The sequence below is a fragment of the Alloalcanivorax venustensis ISO4 genome (assembly GCF_015356855.1).
In the GTDB taxonomy this organism is placed as follows: domain Bacteria; phylum Pseudomonadota; class Gammaproteobacteria; order Pseudomonadales; family Alcanivoracaceae; genus Alloalcanivorax; species Alloalcanivorax venustensis.
The window spans coordinates 13,359-40,242 of sequence record NZ_ARXR01000010.1 but is presented as its reverse complement, the minus strand read 5'-3'; the positions used below and the strand labels follow the sequence as shown (position 1 = coordinate 40,242).

General features: G+C 66.9%; 23 protein-coding genes. 13 read left to right on the top strand and 10 right to left on the bottom strand.

What is annotated here, in order from left to right:
- Nucleotides 1-44 precede the first annotated feature (44 nt).
- Nucleotides 45-1,352: an acyl-CoA dehydrogenase family protein gene (locus tag ISO4_RS08015; RefSeq protein WP_194855824.1), complete on the top strand. Its 1,308-nt coding sequence runs from the start codon at nt 45-47 to the stop codon at nt 1,350-1,352.
- A 31-nt stretch (nt 1,353-1,383) separates the two neighbouring features.
- On the top strand, nt 1,384-2,586 hold the full coding sequence (locus ISO4_RS08010; RefSeq protein WP_142949506.1) for an acyl-CoA dehydrogenase family protein: 1,203 nt from the start codon (nt 1,384-1,386) through the stop codon (nt 2,584-2,586).
- A 160-nt stretch (nt 2,587-2,746) separates the two neighbouring features.
- Here the strand turns inward: ISO4_RS08010 and ISO4_RS08005 are convergent, their stop codons facing one another.
- Nucleotides 2,747-4,783 (bottom strand): NADPH-dependent 2,4-dienoyl-CoA reductase, encoded by a 2,037-nt coding sequence (locus tag ISO4_RS08005; protein WP_194855823.1) that lies wholly within the window; start codon nt 4,781-4,783, stop codon nt 2,747-2,749.
- Nucleotides 4,784-4,925: 142 nt separating this feature from the next.
- Here ISO4_RS08005 and ISO4_RS08000 point away from each other — a divergent pair, with 142 nt between their 5' ends.
- Nucleotides 4,926-5,534: a TetR/AcrR family transcriptional regulator gene (locus ISO4_RS08000; RefSeq protein ID WP_142949508.1), complete on the top strand. Its 609-nt coding sequence runs from the start codon at nt 4,926-4,928 to the stop codon at nt 5,532-5,534.
- A 182-nt stretch (nt 5,535-5,716) separates the two neighbouring features.
- Here the strand turns inward: ISO4_RS08000 and ISO4_RS07995 are convergent, their stop codons facing one another.
- From ISO4_RS07995 to ISO4_RS07975, 5 genes are all read right to left on the bottom strand, one after another.
- Nucleotides 5,717-6,721: an alpha/beta fold hydrolase gene (locus ISO4_RS07995; protein WP_194855822.1), complete on the bottom strand. Its 1,005-nt coding sequence runs from the start codon at nt 6,719-6,721 to the stop codon at nt 5,717-5,719.
- 67 nt (nt 6,722-6,788) lie between these two features.
- Nucleotides 6,789-8,105 (bottom strand): sensor histidine kinase, encoded by a 1,317-nt coding sequence (locus ISO4_RS07990; protein ID WP_194855821.1) that lies wholly within the window; start codon nt 8,103-8,105, stop codon nt 6,789-6,791.
- On the bottom strand, nt 8,106-8,771 hold the full coding sequence (locus ISO4_RS07985) for a response regulator transcription factor (protein ID WP_194855820.1): 666 nt from the start codon (nt 8,769-8,771) through the stop codon (nt 8,106-8,108). It lies immediately after the preceding gene.
- Entirely contained in the window at nt 8,771-9,082 is a 312-nt protein-coding gene (locus ISO4_RS07980; protein ID WP_142949512.1) for a PepSY domain-containing protein, read from the bottom strand. Before ISO4_RS07980 ends, ISO4_RS07985 begins: the two co-directional genes overlap by 1 nt.
- Nucleotides 9,082-9,396, bottom strand: coding sequence for a PepSY domain-containing protein (locus ISO4_RS07975; RefSeq protein WP_067606399.1), 315 nt, complete (start codon nt 9,394-9,396; stop codon nt 9,082-9,084). Before ISO4_RS07975 ends, ISO4_RS07980 begins: the two co-directional genes overlap by 1 nt.
- A 244-nt stretch (nt 9,397-9,640) precedes the next feature.
- Between ISO4_RS07975 and ISO4_RS07970 the strand changes: the two genes are divergently transcribed.
- Nucleotides 9,641-10,501, top strand: a complete 861-nt coding sequence (locus ISO4_RS07970; RefSeq protein ID WP_194855819.1) for an acyl-CoA thioesterase — start codon at nt 9,641-9,643, stop codon at nt 10,499-10,501.
- Between the two features lie 186 nt (nt 10,502-10,687).
- Here ISO4_RS07970 and ISO4_RS07965 read toward each other — a convergent pair whose 3' ends face one another.
- Nucleotides 10,688-11,974, bottom strand: coding sequence for an acetyl-CoA C-acetyltransferase (locus tag ISO4_RS07965; RefSeq protein ID WP_194855818.1), 1,287 nt, complete (start codon nt 11,972-11,974; stop codon nt 10,688-10,690).
- Between the two features lie 200 nt (nt 11,975-12,174).
- Between ISO4_RS07965 and ISO4_RS07960 the strand changes: the two genes are divergently transcribed.
- Both ISO4_RS07960 and ISO4_RS07955 read left to right on the top strand, forming a co-directional pair.
- Entirely contained in the window at nt 12,175-13,593 is a 1,419-nt protein-coding gene (locus tag ISO4_RS07960; RefSeq protein ID WP_194855817.1) for a 3-oxoacyl-ACP reductase, read from the top strand.
- Between the two features lie 133 nt (nt 13,594-13,726).
- Nucleotides 13,727-14,281, top strand: a complete 555-nt coding sequence (locus ISO4_RS07955; RefSeq protein WP_194855816.1) for an FxsA family protein — start codon at nt 13,727-13,729, stop codon at nt 14,279-14,281.
- A 553-nt stretch (nt 14,282-14,834) separates the two neighbouring features.
- On the opposite strand, the gene ISO4_RS07950 is transcribed toward ISO4_RS07955, so the two are convergent.
- The 3 genes from ISO4_RS07950 to ISO4_RS07940 all read right to left on the bottom strand — a co-directional run bounded on the left by ISO4_RS07950 (nt 14,835) and on the right by ISO4_RS07940 (nt 18,164).
- Nucleotides 14,835-15,863 (bottom strand): AraC family transcriptional regulator, encoded by a 1,029-nt coding sequence (locus tag ISO4_RS07950; protein ID WP_142949517.1) that lies wholly within the window; start codon nt 15,861-15,863, stop codon nt 14,835-14,837.
- 73 nt (nt 15,864-15,936) lie between these two features.
- Complete coding sequence (locus ISO4_RS07945) at nt 15,937-17,058, bottom strand: fatty acid desaturase family protein (protein WP_142949518.1); 1,122 nt, start codon at nt 17,056-17,058, stop codon at nt 15,937-15,939.
- An 11-nt stretch (nt 17,059-17,069) separates the two neighbouring features.
- Nucleotides 17,070-18,164, bottom strand: coding sequence for a ferredoxin reductase (locus ISO4_RS07940; protein WP_194855815.1), 1,095 nt, complete (start codon nt 18,162-18,164; stop codon nt 17,070-17,072).
- A 243-nt stretch (nt 18,165-18,407) separates the two neighbouring features.
- Between ISO4_RS07940 and ISO4_RS07935 the strand changes: the two genes are divergently transcribed.
- From ISO4_RS07935 to selD, 7 genes are all read left to right on the top strand, one after another.
- Nucleotides 18,408-18,998: a TetR family transcriptional regulator gene (locus ISO4_RS07935; RefSeq protein WP_267254088.1), complete on the top strand. Its 591-nt coding sequence runs from the start codon at nt 18,408-18,410 to the stop codon at nt 18,996-18,998.
- 150 nt (nt 18,999-19,148) lie between these two features.
- A complete protein-coding gene (locus ISO4_RS07930; protein ID WP_194855813.1) occupies nt 19,149-20,018 on the top strand; it encodes a MaoC family dehydratase in 870 nt (289 codons plus the stop codon).
- Between the two features lie 339 nt (nt 20,019-20,357).
- Nucleotides 20,358-21,446, top strand: a complete 1,089-nt coding sequence (gene mnmH, locus ISO4_RS07925) for a tRNA 2-selenouridine(34) synthase MnmH (RefSeq protein WP_194855812.1) — start codon at nt 20,358-20,360, stop codon at nt 21,444-21,446.
- A gap of 80 nt (nt 21,447-21,526) precedes the next feature.
- Nucleotides 21,527-22,396, top strand: coding sequence for a putative selenate ABC transporter substrate-binding protein (locus ISO4_RS07920; protein ID WP_194855811.1), 870 nt, complete (start codon nt 21,527-21,529; stop codon nt 22,394-22,396).
- A gap of 6 nt (nt 22,397-22,402) precedes the next feature.
- The gene (locus ISO4_RS07915) at nt 22,403-23,080 is read left to right on the top strand and encodes an ATP-binding cassette domain-containing protein (protein WP_323745356.1); all 678 of its coding nucleotides are present in this window, start codon (nt 22,403-22,405) and stop codon (nt 23,078-23,080) included.
- Nucleotides 23,077-24,576 (top strand): PhnE/PtxC family ABC transporter permease, encoded by a 1,500-nt coding sequence (locus tag ISO4_RS07910; protein WP_194855810.1) that lies wholly within the window; start codon nt 23,077-23,079, stop codon nt 24,574-24,576. Before ISO4_RS07915 ends, ISO4_RS07910 begins: the two co-directional genes overlap by 4 nt.
- Nucleotides 24,577-24,618: 42 nt before the next feature.
- The gene (selD, locus tag ISO4_RS07905) at nt 24,619-26,820 is read left to right on the top strand and encodes a selenide, water dikinase SelD (RefSeq protein WP_194855809.1); all 2,202 of its coding nucleotides are present in this window, start codon (nt 24,619-24,621) and stop codon (nt 26,818-26,820) included.
- Nucleotides 26,821-26,884: the final 64 nt, after the last annotated feature.

Below are 26,884 nucleotides of genomic sequence, written 5' to 3'. Positions count from 1 at the left end.
ATAATCAACCTTCATTCGTTACCACTGAATAACGGGAAGGGATCATGGCGAAAGACGCAATCGGCTTTGCCCTGAGCGCGCTGAACCGGCTGGCCGGCTCATCGATGCTCGACCGCCTGGGTATGCGCCACACCGCGGAGCGGCTTGCCTACCGCCTCACCAAGGGCGGCTTCCAGGTGATCACCACCAGCGCCCGCGCGTTTAAATCCAACAATCCGTCCGACAAGCCGCAGCGTCTCGACGCGCCGGGGCACACCACCGGCCTGTTCGACCTGGGCATCACCGACGAGCAGCAGATGATCCGCGACAGCGTGCGGGCCTTCGCCGCCGAGGTGCTGCGCGAAAACGCGGAACAGTCGGACGCCGAGCAACGCACCAGCGACGACGTGCAAAGCCAGGCCCGGGAACTGGGCCTGAATTTCTTCGCCGTACCCGAAGCCCTGGGCGGCGCCGCCGCCGAACGCTCCACGGTGACCAGCATGCTGGTGGCCGAGGAGCTGGCGCGCGGCGACATGGGCCAGGCGGTGGCGGTGCTGGCGCCGATGGGCGTGGCCAACGCCCTGACCCGCTGGGGCTCCGCCGTGCAGCAGGATAAATATCTGTCCACCTTCGCCGGTGAGGACGCGCCCCTGGCCACCATCGCGGTGTGCGAGCCGCGTCCGCTGTTCGATCCCATGACGCTGCGCACCACCGCCACCCGCGACGGCGACGACTGGCTGCTCAGCGGCGAGAAATCCCTGGTGCCGCTGGCCGCCGAAGCGGAGCTGTTCCTGGTCGCCGCCGAAACCGGCGACGGTCCGGCGGTGTTCATCGTCGAGGGCGGCAGCGAGGGCCTCAGCGCCGGCGACGACCCGGCCATGGGCATCCGCGCCAGCGGTCAGCGGCCGCTGCTGCTGGACAAGGTGCGCGTGCCCGACGCCAACCGCCTCGGCGACGACGATTTCAACTACCGTGAGTTCATCGATCTGGGCACCCTGGCCTGGTGCGCGCTGGCCATCGGAACCGCCCAGGCGGTGCTCGACTACGTGGTGCCCTACTGCAACGAACGCAAAGCGTTCGGCGAGCCGATCAGCCACCGCCAGGCGGTGGCGTTCATGGTCGCCGATATCGCCATCGAGCTGGACGCCATGCGCATGCTCACCTACCGCGCCGTGTGCCGGGCCGAGCAAGGCAAGCCGTTCCAGCGCGAGACGCACCTGGCCCGCACCCTGGTCAAGGACAAGGCGATGCAGATCGGCACCGACGGCGTCCAGCTGCTGGGCGGCCACGGTTTTACCCACGAATACCCGGTGGAACGCTGGTATCGCGATCTGCGCGCGATCGGCGTGGTCTTCGGCGGCCTGCACCTGTAACGCCGCCCGCACCCATAACGGAAGAGACAGCATGAACATCGAGATTCCGAAGAAATTCAAACCGGTGATCAACAATGCCCGGCAGGTGGCCCTGAACACCTTCCGGCCCATCTCCCGCAAATACGACCGTGCCGAACACCAGCGCCCCAAGGAGCTCGACATGGTCGCCTCGGTGCTGGACGGCTTCAACGAAGGCGACCCGGCCAACTCCGCCGGCGCCAGCCAGACCGGCAAGGGCAAGGTGCAGGAAGACGGCGGCGTGAAGAACGGCGCCAACATGATGACCTGCCTGGGCGCCCTGGAATTCTGCTACGGCGACACCGGCTTTCTGCTCGCCATGCCGCGCCAGGGCCTGGGTAACGCGGCCATCGCCGCGGTCGCCACCGACGAGCAGCTGGAGCGCTTCAAGGGCAAATGGGCGGCCATGGCGATCACCGAGCCCGGCGCCGGCTCCGACTCGGCGGCGATCCGCACCACCGCCAAGGAAGACGGCGACCACTATGTGCTCAACGGCGAGAAGATCTACGTCACCTCCGGCGAGCGCGCCGACTGCGTGGTGGTGTGGGCCAGCCTGGACCCGAAGCTGGGCCGCGCGGCGATCAAGTCGTTCGTGGTGGAATGGGGCACGCCCGGCATGGAGCTGGCGCGTCTGGAGAAGAAGCTCGGCATTCGCGCCTCCGACACCGCCGCCATCACCTTCAACGATTGCCGGGTGCCCAAAGAGAACCTGCTCGGCAACCCCGAGGTGGACACCAAGGGCTTCGGCGGCGTGATGGAAACCTTCGACAACACCCGCCCGCTGGTGGCCTGCTTCGCCCTGGGAGTGGCCAAGGCGTCGCTGGAACGGACCCGGGAACTGCTCAGCGAAGCGATCGAGTACGACTACGGCAAGCCGGTGGACAACGCCAGCGCCGCCGAGGCGGAGCTGTACCGCATGGAAGCGGAATGGGAAGCGGCCTACTGGCTGGCCATGAAAGCGGCCTGGATGGCCGACAACAAGCAGTCCAACTCGGTGGAAGCGTCGATCTCCAAGGCCAAGGCCGGCCGCGTGGGCAACTACGTCACCCTCAAATGCGTGGAACTGGCCGGCTCCATCGGCTACACCGAGGACGAGCTGCTGGAGAAATGGGCGCGGGACTCCAAGATCCTCGACATCTTCGAAGGCACCCAGCAGATCCAGAAGCTGATCATCGCCCGCCGCGTCCTCGGCCTGACTTCCAAAGAGCTAAAATAAAAACCACCTTGTAGGAGCGGGCCTCGCCCGCGAAAGGGAGCGAAGCTACCGGCAGGATGCCAGAGAGATTTCTAACGACAGCACCAACACCCTCTCTGGAATCCTGCCGGCCGGCTTTGCCGGCCTTTCGCGGGCAAGGCCCGCTCCTACGAGCGCGCGGCTACAGCCGCGCGGCAAGCTCCGACCCTTGCTTGATGGCGCGCTTGGCGTCCAGCTCGGCGGCCAGGTCGGCGCCGCCGATCAGATGGTGGTTGGCGGCGCCTTCCTGGTACAGCTCGCGCAGGGACTCCTGCCCGGCGCAGATCACCACCTGGTCCACTTCCAGCAAGCCTTGTTTGTGGAGCAAGCCTTGCTTGTCATTCTGGGTGATATGCAGGCCGTGGTCGTCGATGCGGTCGTAGCTGCAGCCGGCCAGCATTTCCACATTGCGGTGTTTGAGCGTGGCGCGGTGCACCCAGCCGCTGGTTTTGCCCAGCCCCTTGCCCGGCGTGCTTTCCTTGCGCTGCAGCAGGTAGATTTTCCGCGCCGGGGTTTCCGGGTGCTTGTCCACCAGGCCGCCACGGGTGTCCGCGTTGAAATCCACGCCCCACTCCGCCAGCCATTCGGGCAGCGGCTGGGCGCCGTCGCGGGGCGCTTCGGCCAGGAATTCCGCCACGTCGAAGCCGATGCCGCCGGCGCCGATGATCGCCACGCGTTCGCCCACCTGCACCTTGCCACGCAGCACGTCCACGTAGGACACCACCTTGGCGTGGTCGATGCCGTCGATGCCCGGCCGGCGCGGGGACACCCCGGTGGCGATGACGATCTCCTGGAAACCTTCGCGCTCCAGTTCGTCGCTCTCCACGCGCCGGTTCAGCACCACCTTGACGCCGGTGCGTTCGATGCGCTTTTGAAAGTAGCGCAGGGTCTCGTGGAACTCTTCCTTGCCGGGGATCACCTTGGCCATGTTGAACTGACCGCCGATCTCGCCGGCCTGGTCGAACAGGGTCACGTCGTGGCCGCGCTCCGCCGCCACCGTGGCGCAGGCCAGCCCGGCGGGGCCGGCGCCCACCACCGCCACTTTCTTGGGCGTGGCGGTGCGCAGATAGACCAGCTCGGTTTCATGGCAGGCGCGCGGGTTCACCAGGCAGGAGGCGCGCTTGAGCTCGAAGGTATGATCCAGGCAGGCCTGGTTGCAGGCGATGCAGGTGTTGATCTCGTCGGCGCGGCCTTCGGCGGCCTTGTTGACGAACTCCGAGTCCGCCAGCAGCGGCCGGGCCATGGACACCGCGTCCGCCTGGCCGCTGGCGATGATGCGCTCGGCGGTGTCCGGATCGTTGATCCGGTTGGAGGCCACCACCGGGATCGACACCACGTTTTTCACCTGGCGGGTGACTTCCGCGAACGCCGCCCGGGGCACCGAGGTGACGATGGTGGGCACCCGCGCTTCGTGCCAGCCGATGCCGCTGTTGATCAGGCTGGCGCCGGCTTTTTCGATGGCGCGGGCCAGATCCAGCACTTCCTCGCGGGTGCTGCCGTCGGGCACCAGATCAATCACCGAGAGGCGGTACATGATGATGAAGTCCTCGCCGCAGCGGCGGCGGGTTTCCTCGACGATCTCCACCGGGAAGCGGCGGCGGTTTTCGGCGCTGCCGCCGTACTCGTCGCTGCGCTTGTTGGTGCGCGGCGCGGTGAACTGATTAATCAGATAGCCCTCGGAGCCCATGATTTCCACGCCGTCGTAGCCGGCTTCCTTGGCCAGCTCGGCGGTGCGCGCGAAGTCCTGCACCGTGGAGCGCACTTCGCGGGTGCTCATGGCCTTGGGCTTGAACGGGTTGATCGGGCTTTTGATCGCCGAGGCGGAGCGGGAGAACGGGTGGTAGCTGTAGCGGCCGGCGTGCAGCACCTGCAGCGCGATCTTGCCGCCTTCGCGGTGCACCGCCTCGGTGATCTTGCGGTGGTTGCGGATATCCAGCTTGCTGTTGAAGGTGCCGGACAGCGGGTAGAACCAGCCGTGGCGGTTGGGGTTGATACCACCGGTCACGGACAGGGCCACCCCGCCCCGCGCCCGCTCGGCGAAATAGGCGGCCAGCTTCGGGTAGTGCCAGAAACGGTCTTCCAGGCCGGTGTGCATGGACCCCATGATCACCCGGTTCTTGAGCCGGGTGTGCCCCAGATCCAGGGGGGAAAGCAGGTGGGAATAACCGTTGGCCGCCATGGTGTTCTCCTGTGTGGGCTGGGCGGGCCGCGCGACGTTGTACGCGGCGGCCGCCTGGCTGCAATCTGGACGCCGTCAAGATAGAGTGCTATGTTGACACTGTCAAGATAACATCCGTGACTTCGAAAGACAGGCAACCACCATGACGCAACCGGGCCGCTACCATCACGGAGACCTGCACGCCGCGCTGCTTCGCGAGGCCGCCGTACTGCTGCGCGAACAGGGCGTGGAAGGGCTGTCGCTGCGGCGCCTGGCGGAACGCGCCGGGGTGTCGCGCACCGCGCCCTACCACCACTTCACCGATAAGAACGCGCTGCTCTGCGCCCTCGCCGAGGACGGCTTCCGCCGGCTGGACCGCTTGATGGAAGAGGCCGACTTCCGGGCGGACGACCCGGAGCCCGGGCTGCGCCGTTTCGTGCGCGGCTATCTGCGTTTCGCCTGCGACGACCCGGAGCAGTACGAGCTGATGTTCGGCCGTACCCTGTGGAAGACCGGGCGCCCCACCGAGTCGCTGACGCGGGTGGCGCACGGCTGCTTCCGGCGTTACGTGGATAAGCTGCAGGCGGACGGCATCGGCGCCCACCTGCCCGGCGGCACCGACGCCCTGCGCGTGGCCCAGGCCAGCTGGGCCACGCTGCACGGCCTGTGCCGGCTGTTGCTGGACGGCATTTATGTGGACCGGCAGGACATGGAGGCGGTCAGCGACCAGGCAGTGGCGCTGATGCTGGCCGCTGTGCGGCCTGCTCAGTAGCTCGGCTTGTGGGAGCTTGCCTGCAAGCGAAAGGCCGGCTTTGCCGGCCGGCAGGATTCCAGAGAGTGTGTTGGTGCTGTCGTTAGAGGTGTCTCTGGCATCCTGCCGGGAGCTTCGCTCCCTTTCGCGGGCATGGCCCGCTCGCACAAGGCAAGCTCGCACAAAGCCGGCCTCGCAAGCCTTTAGCGTTGCGCCGCCAGGAACTCGGTGAGGACTTCGATATAGTCGTCGTAGGCCTCGTACTGGGGGACGTGGCCGATGCCTTCCAGTTCCACCAGCTTGGCGTCGGGGATGGCTTCGGCGGCTTCGGCGCCGAGACGGTCATAGCGCCCCAGTTCTTTCTGCTTTTCTTCCGGCGCGCGGTTGCGGCCCAAGGCGGTGCGGTCGCGGGTGCCGATGATCAGCAGGGCGGGCACTTCCACGTCCGGGAATTCGTGCACCACCGGCTGGTTGAAGATCATGTCGTAGTGCAAGGCCGAGTTCCAGGCGATGCGCGGGTAGTCCGGGCCGCGCAGCCAGCCCTGCTGGATGGTCAGCAACGGCGCGTACTCTTCCTTCCACTGACCGTCGAAGTACGCCTTGGTCATGTAGGCCTTGATGTCTTCGGGTTTCTTTTTCAGCTCGCCCTGGTACCAGGCGTCCACGGACTGCCAGGGCACGTCCTGGCGCCAGTCTTCCAGGCCGATGGGATTGACCAGCACCAGGGCGTCGCTGCGCTCGGGAAACATCAGCGTGAAGCGGGTGGCGAGCATGCCGCCCATGGAATGGCCCACCACGGTGGCGCTGTCCACCTCCAGTGTGTCCAGCAAGGTGCGGGTGTGATCGGCCAGGGTCTGGAAGGAATACTGGAAGTGTTCCGGCTTGCTGGATTTGCCGAAGCCGATCTGGTCCGGCACCACCACGCGGTAGCCTTCCTCGGTCAGCCGCTCGATGGTGGTTTGCCAATAGGCGCCGGAGAAATTCTTGCCGTGCAGCAGCAGCACGGTGTCGCCGTTGGGCTGCTCCGGGCGCACGTCCATATAGGCCATTTCCAGCGTCTGCCGCTGGCTGTCCAGCTTCAGGGTGTGCACCGGATGGGGGTAGTCGTAGCCGCTGAGGCGGGCGTCGAAGGCGGGCTTTTCCGCCGCCATGGCCGGGTTGCCGAGCGCCAGCGCGCACAGCGCCAGCAAGGATGTGAATACGCGCATGATTCCCTTCTCCTGTTGATACAGCCGTTCAGGGGTGGAGACCCGCACAACGGGAAAGTTCCGCGATTCAGTCCGGCAGCGGCAGCGCAAGCCGCACCCGCAGACCGCCCAGCGGGCTGTCGGTGAGGGTCAGCTGTCCGCCGTAGGCGGCCACCGTGTCACTGACGATGGCCAGACCCAGGCCGTCGCCGGCGACCCGCTCATCCAGGCGGCGGCCGCGCTGCAGCACCTGCTCGCGGCGTGATGGCGGGATGCCGGGCCCGTCGTCGTCCACGGTGACCGTCAACAGGCCGCCGTCCCGCGCCAGTGTCAACCGTACCTCGCCGGCGGCCCATTTGCAGGCGTTGTCGAGCAGATTGCCGAGCAGTTCCAGCATGTCGCCGCGCTCCACCGCCAGCGGCGGCAGCCCGGTGCCGTGCACCACCAGGTTGAGCGGCTTGCGGTGGGCGCGGCGCAGGGTGTCGGCCAGGGCTTCCAGATCCTGGCCCGGTTCGAAGCGGGTGGCGGCGGTGGCGCCGGCGGCGACGCGGGCGCGGCCCAGGGCGCGGCGCACATTGGCTTCGATCTGGTCCAGTTGCGCCAGCAGCAGGGCATGCAGTTCCGGGGCGCGCTGGCGCAGTTCCGTGTCGCAGCGGTTGCGCAGCACCGCCAGCGGCGTTTTGAGCGCGTGCCCCAGGTCGCCCAGGGCGTGCCGGGAGCGGTCCAGCTGCTGCTCCATGTGCCGCTGCAGGCGGTTGATCTCGGTGACCAGCGGGCGCAGTTCCCGGGCCACGTCCTGGTCCAGCTCGGCGCGCTGGCCGCCGCGCAGCTGTTCGATCTGCCGGCGCGCCGCGTTGAGCGGCTTGAGGCCGCGGCGGATCAGCCATTGCTGGACCAGGGCCAGGGCCGCCAGCACCAGCACCCAGGCCAGCAGGGCGGCGGTGCGGGTATCGCGGAAACTGGCCTGTTGCGGGGCGTAGTCCTGGGCCACCACCACGGTGAGGTCCTGGCCGTCGCGCCGGAAACGGGTGCGGTAGCGCAGCAGGCTCTGGCCGTGCGGGCCGGGCAGCAGCTCGGTGTCCATGCCCGGGTTTTCCGGCAGCGGCAAACGGGCGTCCCACAGCGACCGGGAGCGCCAGCGCTGGCCGTCGATCAGCACCACGAAATAGCGGCCGGACAGCGGGCGCCGGTAGGCCGGGTCGAGCATTTCCTGTTCCAGCACCAGCCCGTCCGGGCCGGGCACCATGGCGGCCAGCACGCTGGCGGCCTCGTCGCGCAGCTGGCCGGCGCTGATCTCACGCTGTTCGCGCTCCAGCCACCAGAGCGCGCCCTGCCCCACCAGCACGCCGGCCAGCAGCAGGCTGACGAACAGGCTGACCCCCAGCCGGACGCCGATGGCGCGCATTCAATCGCGCCCCGTGAACAAATAGCCCTGGCCGCGCCGGGTCTGGATCACCTGGCCACCGAGCTTGCGGCGCAACCGGTTGATGTGCACCTCCACCACGTTGGAGTCGCGCTCGCTTTCGCCGTCGTAGAGGTGCTCGCTGAGCGCGATCTTCGACAACAGCCGGCCCGGGTTGAGCATGAAGTAACGCAGCATGCGGAATTCCGCGCCGGTCAGTTCAACCTCCTGCTGGTCCAGCCAGGCGCTCTGGCGCTCTTCGTCCAGCTCCACGCCGCAGGCGCGCAGGCGGCTCTGGTTGGCGCTGCCGTGGCTGCGCCGCAGCACCGCCTGCACCCGCAGCAGCAGCTCCTCCGGGTGGAAGGGTTTGGTGAGGTAGTCGTCGGCGCCGGCGCGCAGGCCGTCGACGCGCTCCGCCCAGCTGTCGCGGGCGGTGAGAATCAGCACCGGCATGCTCAGACCCTGTTCCCGCCAGCGCCGCAGCACTTCCAGGCCGTCCAGGCCGGGCAGCCCCAGGTCCAGAATCACCAGGTCGAAATCATCGTCGTGGGCACGCACCAGGGCGTCGCGGCCGTCCGCCAGCCAGTCCACCGCGTAGCCGTGATCGCGCAGCAGCGGCAGCAGCTGGTCGGCCAGGGCGACGGTGTCTTCCACCAGCAGCAGGCGCATCAGTCGTCCACTTCGTCTTCGAGAACACGCCCGGTGCGGGCGTCGATTTCCAGCTCGCGGACCACGCCGTCGCCGGTCAGCAGCTCGATTTCATAGATAAATTCACCATCGTCGTCGTCCAACTCCGCCTCCAGCAGACGGGCGCCGGGGTAGCGCTCATCCGCCTGGCGGAGGATCGCCTGGAACGGCAACACCTCCCCGCTTTGCCGCAGCCGCAGGGCCTCGTCCTGATCCACATCCAGCGCCAGGGCGGAGGTCGCCCAAGCCAAGGAAAGGGCGACCAGGGCCGCCCCTCCGAGTAACACACGCATTAGTCGTCACGCTCCTCGCGCAGGATTTCACCACTGGTGGCGTCCAGCTCCAGATCCCATTCCTGGCCCTGGGCGTCGCGCAGATCGACCTGATAGATCAGGCGGCCGTATTCGTCTTCCAGCTCGGTGTCTTCCACGGTGGCCTCGGGATGCTTGGCCAGGGCCGCTTCGTTGAGCTTTTCGAACGACAGGATCTTACCGTCCTGCACCAGTTTCATCGCCCGGTCCGGGCCCACGTCGTCCGCGTGCACCAGGGTGGTGGTGCCGGCGAAGCCGATCAGGGTGGCGAGCAAAGTCTTTTTGATGGCGTTCATGAGTCTCTCCTTTGTCCTCATTGCGTTGGGTACGGGAGTGACTCTACGCCGGCCAGCTTAATTCTCCCTGAAGCCCGCCTTAACGCAACCTTAAAGCGCGCGCAAGGACCCGGGCGGAGACCCGGGGCCGCAGGCGTGCTTGCAAAACGGCGCGTCTAGGGCCAACTTATGCTTTTTAAAATTGACTTCCATTATTCGAAAAACACGTGGGTAAACCCGCGCGGTTGAAACAAAAGGACGCTCCATGGACACCGATCTTTCCGACCTCCTCGCCCTGCTCGACCTCACCCCCCTGGATGACGACCTGTTCCAGGGCGAGAGCCGCAACATTGTCGGACCCCGAATTTTCGGTGGCCAGGTGATCGCCCAGGCGCTGGTGGCGGCGGCACGCACCGTGCCCGCGCGCACCGCGCACTCCCTGCAGGCGTACTTCCTGCGTCCCGGCGATGCCCGGGAACCGGTGCTGTACCGGGTGGAGCGCATCCGTGACGGCGGCACCTTCAGCACCCGCCGGGTGGTGGCGGAGCAGCGCGGCCGCCCGATCTTCGATTTCGCCGCCTCCTTTCACAATGCCGAGGACGGCCCGGCCCATCAGACCGCCGAGCACGGCGCGCCGGACCCGGACGGGCTGGCGGACGAGCAGACCGTTACCGCCGAGTTTCTGAAGGACGAGGACATTTCCGAGAATTTCCGCGCCGCCCTGCTGCGCCGCAAGCCGGTGGAAATCCGCCCAGTGACCCGGCGCCACCCGCTGCGCCCGGAGAAGGCGGAGCCGATCCGCCAGGTGTGGCTGCGCGCCGCCGGCGAGGCCGGCGACGACCCGCTGATCCACCAGGCGCTGCTCGCCTATGTGTCCGACCACAGCCTGATGGGCACCGCCCTGCTGCCCCACGGCATCACCTTCCTGGACCGGGATATGCAGGTGGCGAGCCTGGACCATACGCTGTGGTTCCATCGGCCGGTGCGGCTGGACGACTGGCTGTTCTACGACATGGAGAGCCCGATCGCCACCGGGGCGCGGGGCTTCAATCGGGGGCAGGTGTTCAATCGGGCCGGGGAACTGGTGGCTTCGGTGTGTCAGGAAGGCTTGATGCGGAAAGCTTGAATTTGTAGGAGCTTGCCTGCAAGCGAAAGGGCGACTACGTCGCCCGGCGGGATTCCAGAGAGGCTGTCGGAGCTACCGTTAGAGACCTCTCTGGCATCCTGCCGGCAAGCGCTGCTTGCCTTTCGCGGGCTGGGCCCGCTCCCACAGGGCCCGCTCGCACAGGCCCATTCCTACAACGGCAGTCGGTTACTTCTCGACGATGGCGACGACGCCCTGGCCGCCGGCGGCGCAGATGGAGATCAGGCAGCGGCCTGAGCCCTTCTCGTTGAGCAGCTTGGCGGCGTTGGCCAGGATGCGCGCGCCGGTGGCGGCGAACGGGTGGCCGGCCGCCAGGGACGAGCCCTTGACGTTGAGCTTGGTCATGTCGATTTCGCCCAGCGGCTTGTCGCGGCCCAGACGCTCCTTGCAGAAGGTTTCGTCGTTCCAGGCTTTCAAAGTAGTGAGCACCTGGGAGGCGAAGGCTTCGTGGATTTCGTAGAAATCGAAGTCCTGCAGGGTGAGGCCGGCGCGGTCGAGCATGCGCGGCACGGCGTAGGCCGGCGCCATCAGCAGGCCCTCTTTCTTGCCGATGAAGTCCACCGCCGCCACTTCGCAGTGGGTCAGGTAGGCCTGTACCGGCAGCCCGCGTTCCTGGGCCCAGTCCTCGGAGGCCAGCAGCACGGTGGAGGCGCCGTCGGTGAGCGGCGTGGAGTTGGCGGCGGTCATGGTGCCTTCGGAACCGCCGAACACCGGCTTCAGGGTGCTCAGCTTCTCGATGGTGGAGTCGCCGCGCATGTTGTTGTCGCGCTCGAGGCCGTGGAACGGCGTCATCAGGTCGCCCTGCCAGCCCTCTTCATAGGATTTCGCCAGGTTCTGGTGTGAGCGCCAGGCCAGTTCGTCCTGCGCTTCGCGGGGGATGCCCCATTCGGCGGCGGTGATCGCCTGGTGCTCGCCCATGGACAGGCCGGTGCGCGGCTCGCCGTTCTTGGGGATGTCCGGAATCATCAGCTTGGGGTTGAGCAGCTTGACCGCCTGCTTGAGCTTGTCACCGTTGCTCTTGGCGCGGTTGATCTCCATGAAGATCTTGCGGGCCTGCTCGTTGACGCCCAGGGGCGCGTCCGAGGTGGTGTCCACACCGCCGGCCACGGCGCAGTCCACCTGGCCGAGGGCGATCTTGTTGGCCACCAGGATGGCCGCTTCCAGGCCGGTGCCGCAGGCCTGCTGCAGGTCGTAGGCGGGGGTTTCCGGCGCCAGCTTGGAGCCCAGCACGCACTCGCGCACCAGGTTGAAGTCCTTGGCGTGCTTCATCACCGCGCCGGCGGCCACTTCACCCATGCGCTCGCCGTGGAGTTTGAAACGATCCACCAGGCCGTTGAGCGCGGCGGTCAGCATTTCCTGGTTGTCGACCTCGAAATAAGCGGTATTGGAGCGGGCAAAGGGAATGCGGTTGCCGCCCACAATGGCCACCTTGCGTACGTTGTCGCCTGCCAGCATAGTAATTCCTCCACAGTGGCGTCGGGGAGGCCGGAGTGGCCGGCCCGAATGCCCAGGTTAACAGATGAGCGCAGTCTATCGCCCAACGGGCGGGCCTCATTGGCTTCGGCGCCTCCCGGCCTTCCCGTGCCGGTCAATACACCCTTCACACACGGGTGCTTCAATACGCCCCCTACGAATGCTCGGCAAAGGACACGACCATGAGCGATACCTATCAGGCAATTGCCAACTCCCCCATGGGCAAGGCCGTTTTCAGCGCCATTAACCTGCCCATCCCGGTGATTCTCGAACGCTGGCAGCCCGGCCAGAAATCCTTTATCAGCGGTGGCGTGCTGGTGGGTGCCGCGCCCGGATCCAGCGCCGTGGACACGGTGTTCGCCACGCTCAAGGGCGCCCCGGAGGCCAAACCGGCGGTGTTGGCCAACACCCGCAACGCCAACGACCTGCAGAAGCAGGCGGCGGCGGCCGGCCTCAACACCGACAACTACACCGCCACCCGCGAAGACGACAGCAAATTCAAAGCGCTGGTGTTCGACGCCACCGGCATCGAAAGCCCGGATGACCTCAAAACGCTGTGGGAATTCTTCCAGCCGGTGATCAAAAAACTGGATAAATGCGGCCGTGTGATCGTCATCGGGCGCACCCCGGAAACCCTGAGCGGCGCCGCCCGCGTCGCCCAGCGCGGCCTGGAAGGCTTCACCCGCTCGGTGGGCAAGGAAATCAAACGCGGCGCCACGGTACAGCTGGTGTACTGCGAAGCCGGCGCGGAAAGTCAGCTGGCCTCGCCGCTGCACTTCTTCCTGTCGCCGAAATCCGCCTATGTGTCGGCGCAGGTGGTGCGCGTGGGCCCCGCCGGCTTCGACGCGCAAAGCTTTGACTGGGACAAGCCGCTGGCCGGCAAAAAAGCCCTGGTCACCGGCGGCTCGCGCGGCATCGGCGCGTCCATCGCCCGGGTGCTGGCCCGCGACGGCGCCGAAGTCACGGTGCTGGACATTCCGCCGATGGCCGAGGACCTGAACAAGGTGGCCGAGGAGATCGGCGGCCAGAGCCTGGAACTGGACATCACCGCCGACGACGCGCCGCGCGTGATCGCCGACGCCGCCAAGAAAATGGGCGGCCTGGATATCCTGGTGCACAACGCCGGCGTCACCCGCGACAAGATGCTCGGCAACATGCCCGAGGGTCACTGGGACATGGTGATGAACATCAACATCGCCAGCCAGCTGCGCATCAACGAGCAACTGGTGGCCGACGGCGCCATGGGCGAAGGCGGTCGCATCGTGTCGATCAGCTCCATCGCCGGCATCGCCGGCAACCTGGGCCAGACCAACTACGGCACCTCCAAGGCCGCGGTGATCGGCATGATCGACACCTACTCCGAGGAGTACGCGGACAAGGGCATCACCGTGAACGCGGTGGCGCCGGGCTTCATCGAAACGCAGATGACCGCCGCCATCCCCTTCACCATCCGCGAAGCCGGCCGGCGCATGAACGCCATGAGCCAGGGCGGCCAGCCGGTGGACGTGGCGGAAACCATCTCGTTCTTCGCCAGCCCCGCCTCCCAGGGCCTCACCGGCAACGTGGTGCGCGTCTGCGGCCAGATGATGCTGGGCGCCTGATCGGCCTGGCGTAGAAAGCTTGTGGGAGCGGCCCCGCCCGCTCCCACCTCCCTTTCGACTTGAAACTCCCCTTCCCCACCGCCATCTAACCTTGAACGGCACTCACTCGCCGCAATGAATTTCCGAGGTTTCGATGGGTTTCGGTCGCGTTTTCCTGACCATTTTCGTGCTCGCCCTGGTGGAGGTCATGGTACTGGCCGCCGTGGCGGACTTTATCGGCTGGCCGATCACCATTCTGATGGTGGTGGTCACCGCCCTGCTGGGCACCGCCCTGTTCCGCAGTCAGGGCCTGCAGACCTGGCAACGGCTTAACCAGCGCATGAACCAGGGTGAAATGCCCGGCCGGGAGCTGGCCGAAGGCATGATGCTGCTGCTCGGCGGCGCCTTCCTGATCACCCCCGGGTTTATCACCGACGCCCTGGGCTTCGCCCTGCTGCTGCCGTTTTCACGGCGCGCCATGGCCGATTATCTGATCCGCAAGGGCACGCTGCAGACCTTCGCCACCCGGGGCGGCCCGGGCGGCGGCGCCTTCTTCTACCAGAGCCGCACCGTCTATCCCGGCGGATCGCGGCCCGGCCAGTCCGGGCCCGGCTCCGCCAATGACCCCGCCCACCGGCCCGGCCCCGGCGAGCGCCCCGGCGTCACCATCGAGGGCGAAGCCGACGAGCCCAACGACAGCCGCCGATAACGGGTTGCTACCTTCCCGGAGGAGGGCCCTCCAACGTGGCGTGTTCCCTCCAGCAGGGACGCGGGTCTGTGTGCGGCCCTTCCGGGAACGCCGTGAACCCGTCCCTGGGGGCTCCCTGTCGAACGTCCTGTTCTCCAGGGTCCCGGAAGGGCCGCACACAGACCCGCTCCAGTGAGAAATTCCGGTGCTCCGGGTTATCGCTGGCGCCTCACCTGTCTACGAAGCTGGTTTGGTGATATCGGGCCTTGTGGGAGCGGGCCCCGCCCGCGAAAGGGAGCGAAGCTCCCGGCAGGATGTCAGAAACTTTTCTCTCCAGAGAGGCCGCACCGGGATCGGGGCAATGGTGGTGCCTGGAGGGAGCTGTTTGGCCAGGGACGGCCAAACTAACAGCGGGCATGGATGGCTTGAGCGGTCCCTGAAGGCACCACCATTGCACCGCGTCTCCGATACGGAGCTCCGGACACCTGAAGAACCAGGTCTCTGGAGTCCTGCCGGCAAGCTCCGCTTGCCTTTCGCGGGCCGGGCCCGCTCCCACAGCCCGCTCCAGCAGGAGTCAGAGTTTGGCGGCGGCTTCGGCGGCGTCTTCTTCGGCTTTGAGTTTGCGGTACTCGATGGGGGTCATGCCCACCCAGCGCTTGAAGGCGCGGTAGAAGGTGGAGGGTTCGGAGAAGCCGGTGAGGTAGACGATTTCGTCGATGGATTCGTCGGTGCCGGCGAGCAGGCGCTTGGCCAGCTTGCAGCGGTAGTCGGCCACCAGCTGGTTGAAGTTGGTGCCGGCGTCGGCGAGCCGGGTGCGCAGCTGGCGGGCTTTGATGCCCAGGCGCTCGGCCACTTCTTCCAGGTTGGCGTGGCCGGATTCCAGCAGCTCGGCGATCAGCCGGTTGACCTGGGCCACCAGGTCCTGCTTCTCCAGGCGCGCCACCTGCTCGCTGGCGAGCTGCTCGTGCAGACGCAGCAACTCCGGCTCGTGGTGGGCGGAGGGCAGCGCCATCAGGCGGGAGTCGAAATAGACGCCCACGGACGGCATGCCGAATTTCACCGGGCAGCCGAAGGCGCGCTCGTATTCGGCCTTGTCGGCGTGGTGTTCGTGGCCGAAGTGGACTTCCAGGGGCTCGAAGGCGTCGTCGGTGACGAAGCGGAAGAACTTGATCAGCCCCATCATCACGCATTCGTTGAGGTGCGCCAGGCGGCGGCCCCAGAACGGCTGACGCAGGAAGACCCGCTCGCCCTCTTCGAACAGTTCAGCCCGGGCCGCGTCGGAGAGCAGCCGCTGATAGCTGAGCGCACGGTGCAGGCCCTCGCCGAAGGTGGGGCTGGAGAGAAACAGATACTCCAGCACCTGGCCCTTGTAGACGGGCATGTGCTTGCCCAGATGCAGGCCCACATGCTCGTCGTTGGAGACCTTCGCCAACGCCTCCCAGAACCATTCCTGGCCATCGTGGGGCGTGCGCAGATCCGGCACGTTCAATATGGACGGGTCCAGGCCCAGCTCGGCCAGTACCGCGTCGGCATCAATGCCGGCGTTGAGCATGGCCCGGTAGGCCATGCGCAGAAGCACGCCGGAATCGGTCAGTTCTGCCATCCTGTTGCGACTTCCCCAAACGGTAAATACCAAGTGGTGAGACTAGCACACCGTCCGGGGACCCGGAACCGCTTCACACCGTGGCGTTTTTCGGCTTGCGCCGGGACGGCAGCGCCAGGCGGTTAATCCGCTTGAGCACGGTGCCGAACTGGCGGCTCAGACGGCCGCTGTTGTAGTGCAGACCGTAGCGCTCGGCAATCTCGCGCACCTTGGGCGCCACCTGCTTGTAGCGGTTGGACGGCATGTCCGGGAACAGGTGGTGCTCGATCTGGTGGCTGAGGTTGCCGGACATGATGTGGAACAGCGGGCCGCCTTCCAGGTTGGAGGAGCCCAGCAGTTGGCGCAGGTACCACTGGCCGCGGGTCTCGTTCTCGATTTCCGCCTCGCTGAACATTTCCGCGTGCTCGGTGAAATGGCCGCAGAAAATGATCAGGTACGACCACAGGTTGCGGGTCAGGTTGGCGGTGGCGTTGCCCGCCAGCACCCAGGGGGCGAACGGGCCGGCCAGCAGCGGGAACAGCAGATAGTCCTTACCCACCTGCTTGCGCACCTTCTTCATGATCTTGCGGCGCTGCGCGCGGTATTCGGCGAAGCTTTTCTCGCCCTTGAGCACGCGCTCCACTTCCAGGTCGTGAAACGCCACGCCCCACTGGAACAACGAGGCCAGCACCCAGTTATAGGCGGGCTGGAACAGGTAGGCCGGGTTCCAGCGCTGCTCTTCGGACATGCGCATGATGCCGTAGCCCACATCCCGGTCCTTGCCGACCACGTTGGTGAAGGTGTGGTGCATGTAGTTGTGCGAATGCTTCCACTGCTCCGCCGGGCAGGTGTTGTCCCAGTCGTAGGTGGAGGAATCCAGCGCCGGGTCACCCAGCCAATCCCACTGGGCGTGCATCACGTTGTGGCCGATTTCCATGTTTTCCAGAATCTTGGACACCGACAGCAGCGCGGTGCCGGCCAGCCAGGCCGGCGGCAGCACGCCCAGGAACAGCAGGCCGCGGCCGGCCAGTTCCATGCCTTTCTGGGTGCGCACCAGACGGCGGATGTAGCGCGCGTCCTGCTCGCCCAGATCCGCCATGATCTCTTCACGCAGGGCGTCGATTTCGCGGCCGAAGGCGTCCACCTGGGAGCGCGTCAGCGTCACGCCCGGGCGTTCGAATACGATGGGGTCGAAATGATCTACTTTGGCATTCATAGCGTGCCTCCTTAGAGATCCAGTTCCACGTCGCCCTCGGCGGCGTGGACACAAATACGAACTTCCTGGCCGTTCAACTCGCGGCTTTTGCCGCTCTGCAGGTCGCGCACCCGGCCCTTGCTCACCTTGCACTTGCAAGTGTGGCAGATGCCCATGCGGCAACCGTGCTTGGGCTTGAGGCCGGCCTGCTCCGCCGCTTCCAGCAGCGACACCCCGGCGGCGGCCTCGGCCTGGCCGCCGGTGCGCGAGAAGTACAGCCGGCCGCCTTCACCGGCCACCACCGGCGCCGCTTTGAAACGCTCATGGAACAGCGGCGCGCGGCCGTGTTCGCCGTGCCAATCCATCACCGTGTCGAGAAAGCCGGCCGGCCCGCAGGTGAAAACGGTGCGCGCGGCGGCATCGGCGATGTTATCCGTGAGCCAGTGTTCATCCAGACGGCCGGCCTGATCGCCGTCGCGCGGGCTGTCGCCGCTGAGGACGAGGCGCAGGTCGAGGCGCGGATCGCGGCGCAATTGCGCCAGGGAGTCGCTCAGCATCAGGTCCCGGTAGCGGCGTTCGAAGTGCACCCAGGTCACTTTGCCGTCGAAGTTGGACGCGAGCAGGGACTTCACGATACTGTGAACAGGTGTAATCCCGGAGCCTGCGGTGACCATCAGAAGGCGCTCCGGCACCGGGTCCGGCAGCACGAATTCGCCGGCCGGTTCGGCCAGGGTGAGCAGGTCGCCCTCCCGGCAACGGTTGACCAGATGGTCGCTGACGCCGCCCCGGCCCTGGCGCTTCACGCTGATGGTGGGCGCGCCGCCGGGGGCCGAGGACAGGGAGAAGCAGCGTTGATGCCGCACGCCTTCGATCTCCACGCCCAGCAGAACATGCTGACCGGCGCGGTGGCCTTTCCAAAGGCGGTTGGGTTGCAGGGTCAGGGTCACCGCCTGGTCACTCTCGCGCTGCACGCCGATCACCCGGGCGCGTATTTCGCGGGCGGACTGCAGCGGATCGAACAGGGCCAGATAGTCCTCCGGGTCGAACGGCGTGCTGAGCGCCTTGCCGAGACGACGGATCAGGCCCGGAGTACCGGATTGTGAATTTGAAGCGGTGATGACGTTCATGCCAACTCCCGTTTGTGTACGGTTGTGCTCTTTGTACCGAAGCGGGACACCAATGTCAACACATGTACACTTATACTTTTTTACACAGTAAAATCAACCAGTTGTCTGTATCCGGCCGGGGATTTTCAATAACATGGCGAAAATGCGGAGAATAAAAACGATGACTCGGGAGCAAAAACCATGAGCAGAGAGACTCCGACTCGGGGACGGCGGCCCAAGAGGGGGCGAACTCGCCAGGCGCTCATGGATGCGGCCCTGGATCTGGTGGCCAAGAAAGCCCCGTTCTCTTCCTTGAGCCTGCGTGAAGTGACCAAACGCGCCGGGGTGGTGCCCACCGCCTTTTATCGCCATTTCTCGGACATGAGCGCCCTGGGCCTGACCCTGCTGGACGAGTCCTTTCGCACCCTGCGCCAGATGATGCGTGAAGTGCGCCAGCAGGAACTGCCCAACGAACGCATGATCCGCGGGTCGATGGAGACCTTCTTCACCTACGTGCGCAATAACCGCACCCATTTCCTGTTCGTTTCAAAGGAGCTGTACGGCGGCTCGGCCACCATGCGCCAGGCCATCCGCCGTGAAATCCGCTTGTTCGTCAGTGAGCTGGCGATGGATATGGCGCGCTTTCCGTTCCTGGTGCGGGTCAACGCCGAGGACCTGCAGATGATGGCGTCCCTGGTGGTCAACAGCGTGGTCGCCCTGACCCAGGAAATGCTGGAGCTGGACGAAGACGACGACGCCGGCCAGCACGAGATGCTGATCATGGCGGAGAAACAGGTGCGCCTGATTTACTTCGGGGTGGCCCAGTGGCGCTCCGACACCCCGCCGCGCACCTGATCCGCCGGGATTGATAGGCCTGCTCGGGGGCTCCCCCAGGCGATACGGCCAATCCAGGCCGCTCTTCACACTGCCTATACTGTCCCCAATTTGCCGACGCCGCTGTTGTCACGCGGCGTCGGCCGTATTGGAGAGATCAAGGACGCTGTTATGAGTGACGTGAACTTCCGCGAGCTGCGCCACGCCCCGGCGATGCCGGTCAATTTCGCCAAGGCGGTGATGCGTGCCCGGGTGAAGCCCGGCAAAAACCCGCAACTGCCCAATGTCGGCCTGCGCCTCAACGATGTGGGCCTGGACGCCGGGCACCTGGCCGCCTACCGCAAGGTCTGCGGGTTCAGCGACGACGGCCGCCTGCCGGTCACCTACCCGCACATCCACGCCTTTCCGCTGCACATGGCGCTGATGATGGAAGACGGCTTCCCGTTCCCGGCCATGGGCCTGGTGCACGTGCGCAACAGCATCACCCAGTACCGCCCCATCGCCGAGCGCGAGCAGCTCAACATCAAATGCTACCTGGGCAACCTGACCCAGGTGGAAAAAGGCTACGAGTTTTCCATCTTCACGGTGGTCAGCACCGGCGGCGAACGGGTCTGGGCCAGCGAATCGGTGAACTTCTTCCGCGGCGGCGGCAGCGGCGTGAAAGCCGACAAGGGCTCGCGCGGCACCCCGGAACCGGTCACCGACGCCATTGAATGGAAGGTCCCCGGCAACACCGGCCGCCGTTACGGCGCCGTGTCCGGCGACCGCAACCCGATCCACCTCTACCCGCTGACCGCCAAACTGTTCGGCTTCAAGCGCCAGATCGCCCACGGCATGTGGTCCAAGGCCCGCGCCCTGGGGCAGCTGCAACACGAGCTGCCCGAGGAAGCCTTCACCGTGGCGGTGCAGTTCAAGGTGCCGATGTTCATCCCTGCCACGGTGAAGTTCGCCCGCGAAGAAAAGGACGGCGGCCTCGATTTCCGCGTGGTCGCCAAGGACGGCGTCAAACCGCACCTCACCGGCCAGCTGCGCCCGGTTTGACCGCCGCCTGCGCGGCGGTCCGCTGCAAGCTTAAAGCTTCAAGCTGCAGGCAGGCCGGGGCCGGCGTTCGCCGGCCGATACAGGATACAGGATTCAGGATACAGGATTCAGCGCGGAGGCAGGGCAGAAGGAATGGACAGACTTTTTGCTTCGCGCCTTTGCGTTCTGGTCAACGGCGCCATGTTAATACGCAAGCCTGTCCGCTGACTCCAAGGCCCCCTGTATCCTGCATCCTGAATCCTGTGTCGCTGCTCATGGCACGGCCTTTATGCCAGCATGGCCTGCCTGCAGCTGAACGCTTGCAGCCAGGCAGCTGCCAGGCTGCTAGAATCCTCCGCCATGAACGACACTCGAGACTACGCCGGGCTCTTTCTCGGCGACATTCCCTTACTGGACGTGCGCGCGCCGGTGGAATTCGCCAAGGGCGCCTTCCCCACCGCCAGCAACCTGCCGCTGCTCGACGATGACGAGCGGCACCGGGTGGGTATCCGCTACAAGCAGCAGGGCCAGCAGGCGGCCATCGATCTCGGCAACGAACTGGTCAGCGGCCGCAAGAAGAGCGCCCGCCTGGACGCCTGGCGGGCGTGGCACCGCGCCCACCCTGACGGCTATCTATACTGTTTCCGTGGCGGCCTGCGCAGCCGCACCACCCAGGCCTGGCTGGACCTGGCCGGCGTGCACGTGCCGCTGGTGGTGGGCGGCTACAAGGCGATGCGCCGCTTCCTGCTCGACCGGCTCAAGCACAACCTGCGCCACCTGCCCGTGGTGGTGCTCAGCGGCCGCACCGGCTGCGGCAAGACGCGTCTGATCGAACGGCTGACCGACGCCATCGATCTGGAAGGGATGGCCCACCATCGCGGCTCGGCGTTCGGCCGCCGGCCGGCGGGCCAACCCAGCCAGATCGATTTCGAGAACCGCCTGGCCATCGCCCTGCTCAAGCATCAGCACCGCGGCCCGGCGCCGGTGGTGGTGGAAGACGAAGGCAAGCTGATCGGCCGCTGCTATGTGCCGGACGATCTGCAGGCGCGCATCCGCCAGTCGCCGCGCGTGGTCATCGACGAACCGCTGGAAGCCCGCGTACAGGTGACTCTGGAGGACTACGTCACCGGACCGCTGGACGAATACAGCCGCCACTACGGCGAAGCGCAGGCGTTCGAGCGGCTGGCCGAGGCGCTGCTCGCCGCCCTCGACCGCATCCGCAAACGGCTGGGCGGCGCCCGCCATCAGTATTTGCGCGGCGAACTGGAAGCGGCGCTGGACCAGCAGCGCCACGGCGGCGACGTGGAGCGCCACCGGGTGTGGATCCGCGAACTGCTGAGCGGCTACTACGACCCCATGTACGATTACATGCTACAACGCCGGGACGGCCCGATTCTCTATCAGGGCAGCCGGGCGCAAGTGATGGAATACCTGAGCCACCGCGGATAGCCGGACACGCGGCGGTGAAGGGCCTGTTCACACAGGCCCTAATAACGTCCGGTAATACTCCCTATTGAACGGAGCCGACAATGATCAAACCCCTTCTGGCCACGGCCTGCGCCGTGCTGCTGCTGGCCGCCTGTGATTCCCGCGAACCGGCGCAAACTTTCACCTTCACCGCGATCCCCGACCAGGACGAGTCACGCCTGGAACAGCGCTTCGGCAAAGTGGCCGAGCACCTGGAAGAGGCGCTCGGCGTGCCGGTGAAATACGTGCCGGTGAAGTCCTACCCGGCGGCGGTCACCGCCTTCCGCAACGACGAAGTGCAGATGGCCTGGTTCGGCGGCCTGTCCGGGGTTCAGGCCCGGCGCCTGGTGCCCGGCTCGCAAGCCATTGCCCAGGGCCAGGAAGACACCGCCTTCAAATCCTATTTCATCGCCAATAGCAGCACCGGCCTGGAGCCCGGCGACAGCCTGCCCGACGCCTTCGCCGAGCAGCCGTCGTTCACTTTCGGCTCCAAGGGCAGCACCTCCGGCCGGCTGATGCCCGAGTATTACTTCCGCGAACGCTTCGGCGCGCCGCCCCAGGAACTGATCGACAAGGTCGGCTTCAGCGGCGACCACAGCCGCACCCTGTCGCTGGTGGAAAGCGGCGCCTACGCCACCGGCGCGCTCAACTATCAGGTCTGGGACCAGGCCCTGGCGGACGGCGACATCGACACCGACAAGGTGCAGGTGATCTGGGAAACCCCCGCCTACCCGGACTACCACTGGACCGTGCGCGGCGACCTGGACCAGCGCTTCGGCGAGGGCTTCAGCCAGCGGGTCACCGAGGTGTTGCTGGCGATCGACGACCCGGAGCTGCTCGAGGCCTTCCCGCGCAGCGCCTTCGTGCCCGCCGACAACGATGACTACCAGGCCATCGAAGACACCGCCGAAAGCATCGGCCTGCTGGATTGAACCGCGGTGAACGCCAGTGAAGCGCCGGCGCCCCTGTTCCACTTCCGGGGCGCCCGGCTCGGCCACGGCCGCGAGACGGTATTCCCCGCCCTGGACCTGACCGTCCGGCGCGGCGAAACCGTGGCCCTGCTGGGCCCGTCCGGCAGCGGCAAGTCCACCCTGCTGGCGGCGCTGCGGCGCCAGCGGGAAACGCTGTGCGCCTGGTGCCCCCAGGAGCAGGCGCTGGTGCCCATGCTCAGCGTGTTCCACAACATCTACATGGGCGGCCTGCACCGCTTCGGCACCTGGCGCAATCTGCGCGCGCTGGTGCACCCCACGGCGGCCCAGCGCGACAGCGTCGCCGCCGTGGCGGAAAGCCTGGGGCTGGCCGAAAAGCTGTTCACCAGCGTCGACCGCCTGTCCGGCGGCCAGGCCCAGCGCACCGCCCTGGGCCGGGCCCTGTTCACGGAGCGGCCGGTGCTGCTGGCCGACGAGCCGGTATCCAACTTGGACGAACACCAGGGCCTGGCGCTGCTCCGCGATACCCTGCGCCGCCACGACAGCGCCGTGGTCGCCATGCACGACCGCGCCCTGGCGCTGGCCTGCTTTGAGCGGGTGATCGGTCTGCGCCATGGCGAGACGGTGCTGGACGCGCCTTCCGCGTCGCTGACGCTGGACGACCTGGACCGCCTCTACCTGCCATGAACCGCCCCGCCCCGACCTTCACCACCACCGCCGCCGGCTGGCGCCGCGCCAGCGGCTGGCTGGGGCTGGCCGGGTTGATCGCGTTCGCCTGCGCCGATCTGGAAGTCACCCGCGGCGACCCGGGCGAGGAAATGATGCGCGTAGGCCTGGGCCTGCTGCGCCCGGACTTCCTGGCCACCGAGGGGCTTGGCCGGGCGCTGGCCAACACCCTGGCGTTCGCGTTCCAGGGCGTCGCCCTGGGCGCCGCCGCCGGCTTTTTGCTGGCGTTGTTCTGGCACCGCCGGGCGGTGCGTGCCGGTGCCGCCTCGGTGCGCGCCGTCCACGAGCTGTTCTGGGGGCTGCTGCTGATGCAGGTCACCGGCCTGTCCACGCTCACCGGCGTGCTCGCCATCGCTCTGCCCTACGCCGGCATCTTCGCCAAGGTGTTCGGCGAATTCCTGGAAGAAGCGGACCCGGCGCCGGCGGTTGCCCTGCCCGACGACCGGCGCCGCCTGGGTCGCTTTTTTTACGCCCGCCTGCCGCTGATCTGGGCGTCCTGCAAGGCCTACACCGGTTACCGCCTGGAGTGCGCGCTGCGCGCCTCGGCGATCCTCGGCTTTATCGGCCTGCCGACCCTGGGCTTTCACCTGGAGACGGCGTTCCGCGAAGGCCATTACGGCGAAGGCGCGGCGCTGCTTTATCTGCTGTTTCTGCTGGTTCTGACTCTGCGCTTCTGGCTGCGCCCGCTGCTGCTGCCGGTCTACCTGCTGGCCGCGCTGAGCTGGGCGCCGCCGGTATGGACCGGCAGCCTGCAAACGCTGGTGCGCTTCGTCACCGAGGACCTGGTGCCCGCGCCGCTGAAAAACGACGGCGGTGTCGCCGAGCTGTGGGTGTGGCTGGGCACGCTGTGGTCCGAACAGATTGGCCCCGGGGTCTGGCACACCCTGGTGCTGGGCCTGGCCGCCCTGCTGCTGACGGCGTTGCTGGCGCTGGTGCTGTTTCCGCTGCGCTCACCGCTGTTCGGCAATCGCGTCAGCCGGGGGCTGGGCCATTTCATTCTGGTGGTGTTGCGCACCACGCCGGAATTCTTCCTGGCGTTTTTCTTTCTGATCATGCTGGGCCCGTCCATGCTGCCGGGCATCCTCGCCCTGGGCCTGCACACCGGGGCGATCATCGCGCACCTTACCGCCCGTTTCAGCGAAGGGCTGACCCTGCGCGACGACAGCCCCCGGGGGCTCAACCGCTACGCCTTCGAGGTGCTGCCCCGGTTGTACCCGAACTTTCTCGCCTTTTTGCTCTACCGCTGGGAGATCATCATGCGCGAGACCGCGGTGCTGGGTATCCTGGGCATTCATACCCTGGGTTTTTATATTGATTCCAGCGTCGCCGAGTTTCGCTTTGACCGCACCCTGGTTTTGATTCTCGCCACCGTCGGCCTGAATCTGGGCGTGGACGCCTTCTCGCGCTGGTTGCGCGGGCGCCTGCGCCTGTCCACCCGTGGCCAGCCCGTGGAATGAATGAGCAATGAGACGCACCGCCATGACCGACAGGAGAACCGCATGCTGACCCCTTCCGCCACCCAGGATCTGATCATGGTCGGCGGCGGCCACAGCCACGCGTTGGCGCTGCGCATGCTGGCCATGAAACCGGTGCCCGGGCTGCGTCTGACCCTGGTCTCCCCGGACAGCCTGAGCGCCTATTCCGGCATGCTGCCGGGGCTGGTCGCCGGCCACTACCGTCTGGAAGAGACGCACATTGATCTGCAGCGCCTCTGCCAGGCCACCGGCACGCGCTTTATCCGCGCCCGCGCGGTACGGCTCAAGCCCGAGCAGCGGCGGCTTTACCTGGACGACGGCACCCACCTGGAATACGACCTGGTGAGCCTGGACGTGGGCGCCACCCCCAATCTCACCGCCGTGCCCGGCGCCGAGCAGCACGCGGTGGCGGTAAAACCGGTGGCGGATTTTCACCGCCGCTGGCAGGCGTTGCGGGACGAACTGGCGGAGCGGGACAGGCCGGCGGCGATCACCGTGGTGGGCGGCGGCGCCGGCGGCACCGAGATGGCGCTGGCGGTGGCCCACGCCCTGGGCGACCGCGCCGACGTCAGCCTGGTCACCGCCGGGGCGCTGCTGCCGGGCTTTCCCGCCGGCGTGCGCCGCCGCATGACCCGGCGCCTGGCGGCGCGCGGCGTGACCCTGCACAGCCACACACCGGTGCGGCAGGTGCAGGCACAACGCCTGCTCAGCGATGACCGCGAGCTGCCACACGACTTTCTGCTCTGGTGCACCGGCGTGCGGGCCGCTTCCTGGCTGTCGGACAGCGGGCTGCCCTGCGACGACCAGGGCTTCGTGCGCGTCAACGACACCCTGCAAAGCCCGGCCGACGCGCGGGTGTTCGCCGCCGGCGACTGCGCCGCCTTTCCCGGCGATCTGCCCAAGGCCGGCGTTTACGCGGTACGCCAGGCGAAAATCCTGACGCGCAATCTGGCCGCCGCCGCCCAGGGCCAGCCGCTGGAGCCGTACCGCCCGCAACGGCGTTTCCTGTCGCTGCTGTCCGCCGGCGGCCGTGACGCCGTGGGCAGCCGGGGCGGCGGCCCGGCGCTGGCCGGCGGCTGGGTGTGGCGCTGGAAGGACCGGCTGGACCGGGACTTCATGGACAAATTCGACCGCCGGCTGCCGCGCATGGACGCCGCCGCCCGGGCCGGCGCCCCGGACGACACCCTGCACTGCGCCGGCTGCGGCGCCAAGGTGGGGGCGCAATCGTTAAGCGAGGCCCTGGCGGCGCTCGACCCGGTGATCCGCGAGGACATCGAGGCGGGCGTGGACCACGCCGACGACGCCGCCGTGATTCGCTGGCCGGCGGACCAGCGGCTGGTGCAAAGCCTGGACTATTTTCCCGCCTTCGTGGACGAGCCCTATCTGTTCGGGCGCATCGCCGCGCTGCACAGCCTCAGCGATCTGTTCGCCATGAACGCGGCGCCCCACTCCGCCCTGGCCACGGTTTGCATGCCGCGCCACCATCCCCGCCTGCAAAGCCGCGATCTGCACCGCCTGATGGCCGGGGCGCTGAAGGAATTGAACGCGGCCCGCTGCACCCTGGTGGGCGGGCATACCATCGAAGGGCCGCAGATGGCGGCCGGGTTCACGGTCAACGGCGCCGCGCCGCCGGCGGACCTGTGGCATAAAAGCGGCGCCCGGCCCGGCGACGTGCTGATTCTCACCAAGTCCCTGGGCACCGGCATTCAACTGGCCGGCCTGATGCACGACCTCAGTCGCGGCCCCTGGCTGGACGCCACGCTCGACAGCATGCTGCGCAGCAACGGCCTGGCCCGGGACGCCATGGCGCCGCTGGCGCCCAATGCCTGCACCGACATCACCGGCTTCGGCCTGCTCGGCCACCTGTTGGAGCTGTGCGAGCAAAGCAACCTGGACGCGCGCCTGGACCTGGACGGCCTGTCGCTGTTGCCGGGCACCGAAGAGCTGGTGGCGCGGGGCGTGATGAGCACCCTGAAGCCGGCCAACGACCAGGTGCTGACACGCTGCGAGCACCGCGACATCGCCGACGACGATCCGCGTCTGGCGGCGGCCACCGATCCACAGACCAGTGGCGGCCTGCTGTTCTCGGTGGATCCGGGCCTGCGCGACGCCGCCCTGGCGGCTTTGACACAGGCCGGCGTGAAGGCGGCGGTGATTGGTGAAATGAGTGTAAAAGATCACAAAGCTTTAACTTGCATAACCCTGAACAGGAACGCGCCGTGCTAGCCTTGAGCCACGTTTTTTAAGCGGAGCGATGTCGATGAAAAAGCAAATTACAGGCGTCCTGACG

Coding starts and splice junctions, on each gene's coding strand:
- ISO4_RS08015 (WP_194855824.1), top strand. CDS start 45: ATGGCGAAAGACGCAATCGGCTTTGCCCTGAGCGCGCTGAACCGGCTG.
- ISO4_RS08010 (WP_142949506.1), top strand. CDS start 1,384: ATGAACATCGAGATTCCGAAGAAATTCAAACCGGTGATCAACAATGCC.
- ISO4_RS08005 (WP_194855823.1), bottom strand. CDS start 4,783: ATGGCGGCCAACGGTTATTCCCACCTGCTTTCCCCCCTGGATCTGGGG.
- ISO4_RS08000 (WP_142949508.1), top strand. CDS start 4,926: ATGACGCAACCGGGCCGCTACCATCACGGAGACCTGCACGCCGCGCTG.
- ISO4_RS07995 (WP_194855822.1), bottom strand. CDS start 6,721: ATGCGCGTATTCACATCCTTGCTGGCGCTGTGCGCGCTGGCGCTCGGC.
- ISO4_RS07990 (WP_194855821.1), bottom strand. CDS start 8,105: ATGCGCGCCATCGGCGTCCGGCTGGGGGTCAGCCTGTTCGTCAGCCTG.
- ISO4_RS07985 (WP_194855820.1), bottom strand. CDS start 8,771: ATGCGCCTGCTGCTGGTGGAAGACACCGTCGCCCTGGCCGACCAGCTG.
- ISO4_RS07980 (WP_142949512.1), bottom strand. CDS start 9,082: ATGCGTGTGTTACTCGGAGGGGCGGCCCTGGTCGCCCTTTCCTTGGCT.
- ISO4_RS07975 (WP_067606399.1), bottom strand. CDS start 9,396: ATGAACGCCATCAAAAAGACTTTGCTCGCCACCCTGATCGGCTTCGCC.
- ISO4_RS07970 (WP_194855819.1), top strand. CDS start 9,641: ATGGACACCGATCTTTCCGACCTCCTCGCCCTGCTCGACCTCACCCCC.
- ISO4_RS07965 (WP_194855818.1), bottom strand. CDS start 11,974: ATGCTGGCAGGCGACAACGTACGCAAGGTGGCCATTGTGGGCGGCAAC.
- ISO4_RS07960 (WP_194855817.1), top strand. CDS start 12,175: ATGAGCGATACCTATCAGGCAATTGCCAACTCCCCCATGGGCAAGGCC.
- ISO4_RS07955 (WP_194855816.1), top strand. CDS start 13,727: ATGGGTTTCGGTCGCGTTTTCCTGACCATTTTCGTGCTCGCCCTGGTG.
- ISO4_RS07950 (WP_142949517.1), bottom strand. CDS start 15,863: ATGGCAGAACTGACCGATTCCGGCGTGCTTCTGCGCATGGCCTACCGG.
- ISO4_RS07945 (WP_142949518.1), bottom strand. CDS start 17,058: ATGAATGCCAAAGTAGATCATTTCGACCCCATCGTATTCGAACGCCCG.
- ISO4_RS07940 (WP_194855815.1), bottom strand. CDS start 18,164: ATGAACGTCATCACCGCTTCAAATTCACAATCCGGTACTCCGGGCCTG.
- ISO4_RS07935 (WP_267254088.1), top strand. CDS start 18,408: ATGGATGCGGCCCTGGATCTGGTGGCCAAGAAAGCCCCGTTCTCTTCC.
- ISO4_RS07930 (WP_194855813.1), top strand. CDS start 19,149: ATGAGTGACGTGAACTTCCGCGAGCTGCGCCACGCCCCGGCGATGCCG.
- mnmH (WP_194855812.1), top strand. CDS start 20,358: ATGAACGACACTCGAGACTACGCCGGGCTCTTTCTCGGCGACATTCCC.
- ISO4_RS07920 (WP_194855811.1), top strand. CDS start 21,527: ATGATCAAACCCCTTCTGGCCACGGCCTGCGCCGTGCTGCTGCTGGCC.
- ISO4_RS07910 (WP_194855810.1), top strand. CDS start 23,077: ATGAACCGCCCCGCCCCGACCTTCACCACCACCGCCGCCGGCTGGCGC.
- selD (WP_194855809.1), top strand. CDS start 24,619: ATGCTGACCCCTTCCGCCACCCAGGATCTGATCATGGTCGGCGGCGGC.